Origin of the sequence: Weeksella sp. HMSC059D05 (assembly GCF_001809725.1) — a bacterium.
Taxonomy (GTDB): domain Bacteria; phylum Bacteroidota; class Bacteroidia; order Flavobacteriales; family Weeksellaceae; genus Weeksella; species Weeksella virosa.
Map to the genome: position 1 here is coordinate 249,894 of NZ_KV798546.1, position 9,825 is coordinate 259,718.

Here is a 9,825-nt window from a genome sequence, read left to right on the forward strand (position 1 = left end):
AGTGATTTTTCTATTTCAGTGGTCATTTGTCCGATGATAGTTTATAAAAATACCAATAGAGCTAACTGTAATTATTATTTATCATTTTTTCAAGACAGTAACAGTCTGTACTTGTTAAAATTCCGAGTAAACCTGCGACACAAATGGATATGTTATTTTTATAACTTCTCATAAATTTCTTTCGCTACTATTTCACTGTTTTTAATAGTGAATTCGTTTGTGATGTCTACAAATCCCAGTTTACATTTCTTGCCTAAATTGTCAAAATGAAACGTTCCAAATTCACTATCCATTTGACTGGTTTTCGGGTAAAGCAATAATGTTTTTTCGGCTTTCCAATGCAGATTATAAACAAACATTTGCTTTAAATCATCATCTGATGGATTGTTTGCTTCAACGATTTTCCATTTGGTATCAATGACAAATGTTTCGTCTTTGGTTTTCAACACAATGTCGGGACGAATGCGTTTATTTTCCCAAAACTTATCGGAATTCTGAAACGAAACTTGCATTTCGTCTGTTTTGTGTTTGTGTAGGATGCGGTAAATATACTCTTCCCACAACGCATTCATGTCAAACAAAAGCGTGAGTAAATTCTCGTTTCCGTAATTCAGACTTGGCGAATAATTCAGAATGATAATTTTGGCAATAGCAATGGCTTTTTGATAATCGTGACTTTTTCGGTCGATGATGATTGTATCAAAATGCTTTTTCTGAATATTGATATTTTCAAAATCCTGAAATTCAAATAACAATCGGTTCAATTTATCTTTTAAAGAATCGTTGACAAATGTTTTCAAAACCAATAAACCTTTATAAAGGATTTGATGCAACAAATGGTTTTTGTCATAAACCTGATGTTCGCAATAGAAACGCTCTTTGTGAACCAAGTTTTGTTGGATATTTTGAGCAAAAAGCAATTTACCTTTTAGTGCCTTTTGATTGGATTGATTTTTTCGATATTTTTTAATCAATCCTTTTTTCACCAATCTTTCAACTTCGTTTAAATACAACTCAAAATAAACATCTAAAATCGAATGGTATCTTTTTTTGAGTTGCGTTTCTGAAATAGATTCAACTTGAATTTTCTTACAAACTTTCAACATATTCAACAATACATTTTGCCACAAATTTTTGTCAGTATTTTCGTTGTTGTCTGCTTTTGGAAGAATTTCAATCGTCAAACCACCGATTTGAATTACACCGACATAATTGTCAAATCGTATTCCTTGGTGAATAATCGTAAAGTATTTGTTTTGATGCAGTTCATTGAATTTTACCATTGCATCAAAGTGATGTTTTCGGAATGCTCCGGAATCATCGTATCTCAATTTCTGATATTCAAAAACCTGTATGAATTTTTTATGATTCATTCGTTAATCCTCGTAAACAGAAATAAATGTACTTTCGTCCCAGTACTCGGATGGTGTGAAACGATATACTTTTTTGTCTTCTAAAAAATCATTTTCATAGCTGAAATTCTTCGTGAATTTTGCTGTATTTTCCTCTTGATAAATAAATTTTCCACCTAAAACCAAACCGATTTTCCCGAAATCTCCGTAAAAATATTCTTCCAACAGTGGAATGATTTTGTCTTTGAAAACCCATTTCAAATCTTCTAAATTTTGAATGCCGATAAAATACGAATGACCGATTTGATGATCTTTGTCGATCAATACTTCAATGCGTTGGTTTATTGTTTCCAGCAATTGTTTCAAATCGACATCTTGGTATTCGGAATCAAGTAAAACATTGGGATTAGGTTGCATTTCAATAAATGAAAAACGTCTTCTCAGAGCGGTGTCCAATGCTTCTACACTTCGATCGGCGGTGTTCATTGTTCCGATAAGGTAAACATTATTAGGAACTGAAAATTTATCATGAGAATAAGGCAAAATCACTTCGGTTTGTTCTTTATTCCCTTTGCGTTTGTCTTCTTCCAAAAGGGTTATGAGTTCTCCAAAAATTGCCGAAACATTTCCTCGGTTGATTTCGTCGATGATAAGAACGTATTTTTGAGGTGAAAAATTCCTTTTTTCTATTTTAGGTTTCTGATTAGCATTTATTTTAGTATTAATATAATTCAAAACAGCCCAATAAGCTGTAGAGTTAGAACCTCCGATTACAGAACGAAACTCTCTATCAATGTTTTTTACAACAGATAAGGACGGAAACGCTTCTTGCAGTTTCTTGGTTCTGTTGTATGAAACGGTATATTCTAATGAATCTACATTACTTTTGGGTTTCAGCTTTAAATTTCCTTGATTCGTGATTTCTGTAACATTTAGCCCTTTATTGATTGTTAAAATTGGCAATTCAAATTTTTCGTCTTTTTGAATTGTAGCGTTTACTTCTTCAATCAAATCATTCCACGCACTATCAAAATCATATACTTGTTCATCGGTTTCAGATAGTTTGTTATAGCTAACCGCTCTTTTTGCTAAGTCTTTAAAAATCCCGTCCTTTATCTCATAAGTAATGTTTCCCTCTTCGGTTTCGGGTTTTATGCCCTCAATAAAATCCTCATAGCTTAAACTTTGATGAAAAGTTGTAAATACAATTTGTTTTTTATTGATCAAATCTTCGTATTCTGCATTGATTTCTTGACGGGTTCTTTGCTTTTCTCCGTTGATAATTTCAACAGCAATTCTTTTGGTAGTATAGGTTTTCCCCGTCCCTGGCGCACCAAATAATATTTGATTGAGTGGCGTCTTTTTATCGGGTTTTGTATTTTCCATTGGTTTTTCGGTTTTTGTTTGAGTTTCCAATTGACTCAAAATTTCATTTCTGAAATCTATGTCAAAAGCCATTCGTTCCAATTCTTTTTTGTTGTATTTTAAGAAACTTGATTTGCGTGTTGTTTTTAACTCTTTTTCTATCGCATCGAATATTTTTTCTTTATTTTTTCGTATTTCCAAAATATCATCCGTCCCATTCCAGAAAGCATTTGGTTCTCCTTCGAAATTTGAATGATTGATCGTAAAAACATTAGTTGAAATAGCAGCAAATACAGGTTCACTACTTTTTGAGTTTCTTATACGCCAAATATATCTTTGACCTATCGTGAAAACGATCCATTTATCTCGATGATTAAAAACCAGTTTTTGGTCATTTTGCTGTAAATCGAATTCTTCAATGATTTTGTCCAAAAACTCATAGTATTCCTCCAAATCTTTTCGATTAAAATTCTTTAGCAACTTGACCAAATCCATTTCTTTAAAATCATCTCTAAAAACAACATACAATACATTCTGAATCATCAAATATTGATCATCCCAATCAGGTTTTTGATAAAACTTTCGATAGGTTTTGAGGAAATTTTCATCCAATAAATCTTCCCGAATAATTAGATTGGCCAATTCCTGCAAATGCAAAAAACACTCTCCTGTTTTCTTTGGTTTTATATTGAGTTCTTTGCAGAAATTCTTATAGTAGTCATATTTATATAACATATATTTTTCAGGAAATCGAAAAGCCAAATAAACTGAAATTGTTCGCTCGTCTTGTTGGGCTTTGATGTTGGTTCGGTTTAATTTCTCTCTAACTTTCGACAATAATTTCTCTGATTCGGTTTGAAAAGTTTTGATTCTTTGTGAAATCTCTACCGATTCATTGTACAGTTTGCGAAACATTTCTCGTACTTCATTAGGGAATAGTTGAGTTGCTGTGTGAATAAATCCCCACGAATTTTGATAAAGTAAATTGGCTACTTTACTGAAAGAAGCCCGAAACATCTGATAAAAATCGTCTGCTTCTAAATCCCAATTCTGCTGAAATGTATTTATTGCTAAATACTTGTATGCTTCGTTTGGTTCTCCGTTTTCTCTTAAAATGTCGATGTATTTCAGAATTAATTCAGAAGTTCCTTTTTTCAAGGCAAACGATGTCCCAAACACTTTTTTTTGGTCAACCGTTTTATCCAAAACTGCTTGCAGTGATTTTTCTATTTCAGTGGTCATTTGTTTATTGTATAAATTGATTTTTATTGATTGTTTTCATCTTATTTCTTTCACTTCATCCACTTATATCCTTCTATCCATAAAACCGAAATGCTGGCTATTACCAATGCAGTTGCTAACTCTTTCGCACGCAATCCTACGAGATGGAAAAAATCGGCAAAAATTGGGATGTACAAGATGGCGAAAAGCAAAACCAAAGTCGATCCGATAACAATGGAAAACAGTTTGTTTTTGTATTTCAATGTTTCGAAAATGCTGTACGTAAAAGAGCGATTGGTCAAGCTGAGTAAGATATTGGCAAAAATTAGAGTAGTAAACACCATTGCTCTTGTCGTTTCTTCGTCACCACCTTTTTGTGCGGTTAGATGGTAGGCAAACAGTACACCTGCAGCAATGATCAATCCCTGAAGAATACTAAGGTTCAATTCTTTCCAACTCAGAAAAGTTTCGGTTATTTTTCGTGGTTTTTGGTTCATCGTACCTTTTTCCATCGGCTCGTTTTCATAGACAATAGAACAGGTAGGCCCCATTATTAATTCTAGGAAAATAACATGAACAGGAGTGAAAATATGCGGATAAATCCATCCTAAAAACAAAGGCAAAGAAACGGTGAGAATAATGGGTATATGGATCGAAATAATGTATTGAATGGCTTTTTTCAGATTGGTATAAATCCTTCTACCTGCTGCTATGCCGACCACTAATTTGTCCAAATCATCATCGATGATTACCAGCGAAGCAGCTTCTTTGGCAATTTCTGTTCCTTTGTTACCCATTGCCACACCAATATGAGCAGCTTTTAGCGCCGGCGCATCGTTTACACCATCGCCGAGCATGGCTACTATTTCTTCATCTTTTTTAAAAGCATTGACCATTGCAAGTTTTGCTTCGGGAAACATTCGGGTAAACAAATTTGTTTTCCTCGATAATTCTATCAATTCGGTTTGCGTATGTTTCACAATTTCAGCACCGTTCACCGCAGGCGAGGTATTGATAATTCCTGCTTGTTGTGCAATGGCCTTGGTCGTATCTTCGTTATCTCCGGTGATGACTTTTACTTTGATACCTGCATCGTAAATGTGTTGGAATACTTCTTGAATGCCTTGTTTAGGCGGGTCATAAAATACAGTAAATCCGAGAAACTCAAAATCGATATCCTGTTGTTTTTCGGGGAAATCATTTCCTTCAAAATGAGCTTTGGCTACACCCAATAGTCGGTAACCCTGTTTCCCTAAATTTTTTATATGTTGTCGCAAATCATCTCTTTCGCTATCAGTCAGATTAGAAACGGCCAATATGGCTTCTGGCGCACCTTTGGCGGCAATAATGCGTTCTTTTTTTTCATTTTCGAAAAGATGGGTCATCATCGGTGGTTTACCTTCCAAAGGATATTCGTGTATCATTTGGTAATTTTGCCGTTGGTCTTCTTTTTGCGTTTGTTCGTAGACTTTGTGCAAGGTTTTTTCCATCGGATCAAAAGGCACCGGTTCACTACTCCACATTGCCAATTGTATCAACTCTGAAAGAGCATTATCCATGAATTGTTTATCATTGTAGAGTTGGTTGGTACGATAATCAAAAAGTGCTTTTAATTGCATCGAATTTTCGGTGATTGTTCCGGTTTTGTCGGTACAGATGATCGTGGTACTTCCTAAAGTTTCTACTACGCTGCTTCGTTTGATGATGATACCTTCTCGCATCAGTTTCCAGGCACCTAAAGCCATAAAAGTGGTAAACGCTACGGGAATTTCTTCGGGTAAAATAGACATGGCCAGCGTGAGACCGACCAACAAACTTTCCATAATCTTACCGCTTTGCCAAAAGCTGTATCCCCAAACCATCAGGAAAATAATGACCCCAACGATGGCCATTCCTTTAACGAATTTGGTGATCTGAATTTGCAAAGGAGAACGCTCATCTTGGATAGATTGAATAGAGGTACCGATCTTTCCTAATTTGGTTGCTTGTCCTATTTTTTCTACCTCAAAAACAGCCAAGCCCGAAACCACTAAAGTCCCGCTATATACGTTTTTGTCGTCGGTTTCTAAACTTTTTAAAACCGAAAAAGCTTCGCCCGTAAGTGAAGCTTCATTGACCGAAAAATCGTTGCTGTGTACAATTTTCCCATCGGCATTGATCATTTTACCTTCTTCGATAATGCACAAGTCGCCCACGGCAATTTCGTGCGTTGGAATTTGGATTACTTTAGAGTTTCGGATTACAGTACTTAGGGGCTCGTTGAGTTTTTCTAAAGCTTCCAAGGCTTTTTTACTGCGATTGTCTTGATAAAAAGAAATTCCCGAAACCACCACAATTGCCCCGAACATAAAAATGGCTTCGCTATAATCACCGACAATTACATAAATTATCGCCACGGCAATGAGCAATAGCAGCATGGGTTCTCTCAAAATATTTAAAAGTAATGTAAGCCAAGAATTTTCTGGCCCTTCTTTTATTTTGTTGAACCCGTATTTTTTCTGAGATGCTAAAACTTCCTCAGAACTGAGGCCTGTGAGATGTGGAGGAATGTTATAAGACATAAAGTTGTAATCGTTATTTGATAGCTTATCTTGTTGAGTGTTATCGTGAAGAGGCTTTGCGTTCTAGGCGGATTTGGCTTCGCTGATTTTCAATTCAGAATGAAAAACTACATACAACCCTGCGAATCAATTTTTCCTTGAAATAATATGTTTTCTTGTTGACGTAAAGTAATGGTGTAAGTTGTGCCCATATCTAAATTAAAATCTTGAGTGGTAAACTTCCTACTGCCGATTACATCAAATTCTGGATCGGAATAGATTACCTTATTTCCATCATTGATCTCAAGCGTTAATTTTTCGCCATTTCCGGATATTTGAAGATTATTAAACTCCTCTGAATCATAGCAGTAAGTGTATTTATGCTGTATTCTAAATTCTTCTCTTTCGGATGTTTCTGGTTTCGAGCTTTCAAACCCTTCGTAGGCGGACATATCTCGAGTTTTGAAAAATATTTTGACCGTAACATTCGCCGCTGTAAATTCTTGATTGCTTGAAATTTTAGCGTATTCTCCCTTGGTGTGTCTAACTTGGTTTCGGTTGATTCTAGAACGGTTTGTTGATCATTTTTGTTCTTGTCGTTTTCTCCACATCCTGCTAAGAGAATGGAAGCCCAAAAAAGTAGTAGGTAATACGTCTTTATGCTTTTCATTTTTTTGGAATATTTAGATGTATTTATAGCCTTATGGATTTTCAGAATACCATTGGTGAACTAAATCTCCGGTAACTATTGCCAATCGCATACATCGGTTACCTTGTAAAATTAATTAAAAAAATAACTGGAATGGAAATAAAAAACGAGCATAGTCGAGCTCATAGAAATCAAAATCATCAATCAGGCCAAGCACAAAATTCCTTGTTTTACAGATCTTTTAGGTCGTTTTGACCGCAGGGTTTAAAGTAATGAGCCGAATAAAAGTCTTACTCGGCTCATTGATTTAGTTTTTCAACAAAAAATGAAAACTTCTAATACTATTCTTAGATTATTCACTCAACTCCTTCGCCAACATTTCGGCTTGTTTTAATACCGTTTCCGTAGCCAGCAATTGCATATCAGGCGGATAGCCATATTTACGCAATAACCGTTTTACGGCAACTTTCAGCTTTGCCCGCACGCTCTCTTTGATGTTCCAATCGATGCTTGCGTTTTGTTTTATGGTGTTGGTTAATTCAACGGCAAGTTCACGTAACTTTTCTTGCTGAAGCAATTCTTTGGCACTATCATTATTAGAAACTGCAGTATAAAAAGCATACTCGTATTCTGTTAAACCTAACTTTTTCGGTTCGCTGTCTAACTCGACTATGTTCTTACTTAAATGAATTAATTCATCAATCACCTCTGCAGCGGTTAGAATTTTATTATGGTACCGATTGATCGACTGTTCCAACATTTCCAGTAACTTCTTTCCCTGTACTAAATTGGTTTTCGTTCTGGATTTTATTTCATCGTTCAATAATTTCTTCAACACCTCCAGTGCCACATTTTTGTGCTGCATCCCTTTCAACTCCATCAAGAAATCATCCGATAAAATAGAAATATCAGGTTTCTTGATACCGGCTGCATCAAAGACATCAATCACCTGATCGGATACCAAAGCTTGATCAATTACTTGCCGAATGGTGGTTTCAATTTCTTGATCTGTTTTGCCAGATCCCGTACTATCAAACTTAGCCAATCTCGCTTTCACGGCTTGGAAAAAAGAAATCTCATCTTTGGCATCCATGGCTTGATCATGTGGTATAGCAATGGCAAATGCTTTTGATAAAGCGGTCACTTCGTCTATGTATCTTTTCTTGCCATTTTCTAATCCTAAAATATGATCTTCGGCAGCTAATATCATCGACAGTTTTTTGGAGGTATCGGCATCAAAATAATCTTCATAAGGGAAACCATGATACATGGCCGAAATCACTTCAATTTTTTCTAACATGATTGCGACGGCCTGTTCTTGTGCTACTGCTGGATCTCCTTTTCCTCCTGCATCCGAATAGAAAGCTAAGGCTTTTTTCAAATCGGAAGCAATGCCTAAATAATCGACGATTAAACCTCCTGGCTTATCCTTGTATATACGGTTTACACGAGCAATGGCCTGCATCAAGTTGTGCCCCTTCATGGGTTTATCGATATACAGCGTATGCATACTCGGCGCATCGAAACCTGTTAACCACATATCCCGAACAATCACTAACTCTAATTCATCATTCGGATCTTTCATGCGCTCGGCTAACATTCTACGTTGCTCTTTGGTCGTGTGGAATTTAGCCAATGCAGGACCATCCGAAGAGGCGGAAGTCATGACTACCTTTATCTTTCCTTTTTTCAAATCATCCGAGTGCCATTCGGGTTTTATCGCAATAATCGCATGGTACAAATCCGCTGCAATACGACGACTCATCGATACGATCATTCCTTTCCCCTGAAAAACTTCCTGACGTTGCGTAAAGTGATGGACAATATCAGCCGCTATATTTTGAATTCGTTGTTTACCACCGATTAAAGCTTCTAACTGTGTCCATTTACTTTTAGCTTTTTGAGTGGCGGTGAGATCTTCCTGATCCAATTCGTCATCCAACTCATCCACCAATTCTTTTCCTTCTTCTGTTAGTTTTACTTTGGCTAACCTACTTTCGTAGAAAATACGAACCGTTGCACCATCTTCTACAGCTTGCGCAATGTCATAGATATCTACATAATTACCGAATACTGCTGGTGTATTAACGTCTGTACTTTCAATTGGTGTTCCTGTAAAACCTAAATACGTCGCATTGGGTAAAGCATCACGCATATATTTGGCAAATCCATACACTGTTTTTTTACCAATTACATTACCTTTTTCATCCTTATCATCGACCGTTTTAGCCCTAAAGCCATACTGTGTTCGGTGTGCCTCGTCTGCTATTACGATAATGTTTTCTCTGACCGATAAGGTTTCAAAAACGTTTCCTTCTTCCGGTTGAAATTTTTGTATCGTCGTGAAAATTACCCCTCCTGAATTTACCTTCAATAGGTCTTTTAACTGTTTGCGATCCGTCGCCTGAACAGGATCTTGACGCAATAATTGTTTCGAAGCCGCAAAGGTGTCGAATAACTGGTCATCCAAATCATTACGGTCCGTAATGACTAAAACCGTTGGGTTATCCAATGCCAAAACAATTTTACCTGTATAAAACACCATAGACAAGGATTTACCCGAACCTTGTGTATGCCAAACTACACCACCTTTTCGGTCGCCTTCAGGTTGGCTTTTAACGCCTGGTAAACCATAGCTTTCGGGATCCTCCCTTATTAAATTCCCCTCCTCTGGAGGGGTGCCCGCCATCGGCGGGTG

At 36.4% G+C, this 9,825-nt stretch carries 5 protein-coding genes; all 5 read right to left on the bottom strand.

Annotated features, from left to right (window positions below):
- Positions 1-158 precede the first annotated feature (158 nt).
- The gene (locus HMPREF2660_RS07915; RefSeq protein ID WP_070486531.1) at positions 159-1,373 is read right to left on the bottom strand and encodes an McrC family protein; all 1,215 of its coding nucleotides are present in this window, start codon (positions 1,371-1,373) and stop codon (positions 159-161) included.
- Positions 1,374-1,376: 3 nt separating this feature from the next.
- Complete coding sequence (locus HMPREF2660_RS10785; protein ID WP_083299097.1) at positions 1,377-3,959, bottom strand: McrB family protein; 2,583 nt, start codon at positions 3,957-3,959, stop codon at positions 1,377-1,379.
- Positions 3,960-4,009: 50 nt separating this feature from the next.
- Complete coding sequence (locus HMPREF2660_RS07925) at positions 4,010-6,499, bottom strand: cation-translocating P-type ATPase (RefSeq protein WP_070486532.1); 2,490 nt, start codon at positions 6,497-6,499, stop codon at positions 4,010-4,012.
- Positions 6,500-6,606: 107 nt separating this feature from the next.
- On the bottom strand, positions 6,607-6,930 hold the full coding sequence (locus HMPREF2660_RS07930) for a hypothetical protein (RefSeq protein ID WP_070486533.1): 324 nt from the start codon (positions 6,928-6,930) through the stop codon (positions 6,607-6,609).
- 549 nt (positions 6,931-7,479) lie between these two features.
- Positions 7,480-9,825: type I restriction endonuclease subunit R (locus HMPREF2660_RS11060; protein WP_221403264.1), on the bottom strand; the 2,346-nt coding region annotated here is incomplete at its 5' end.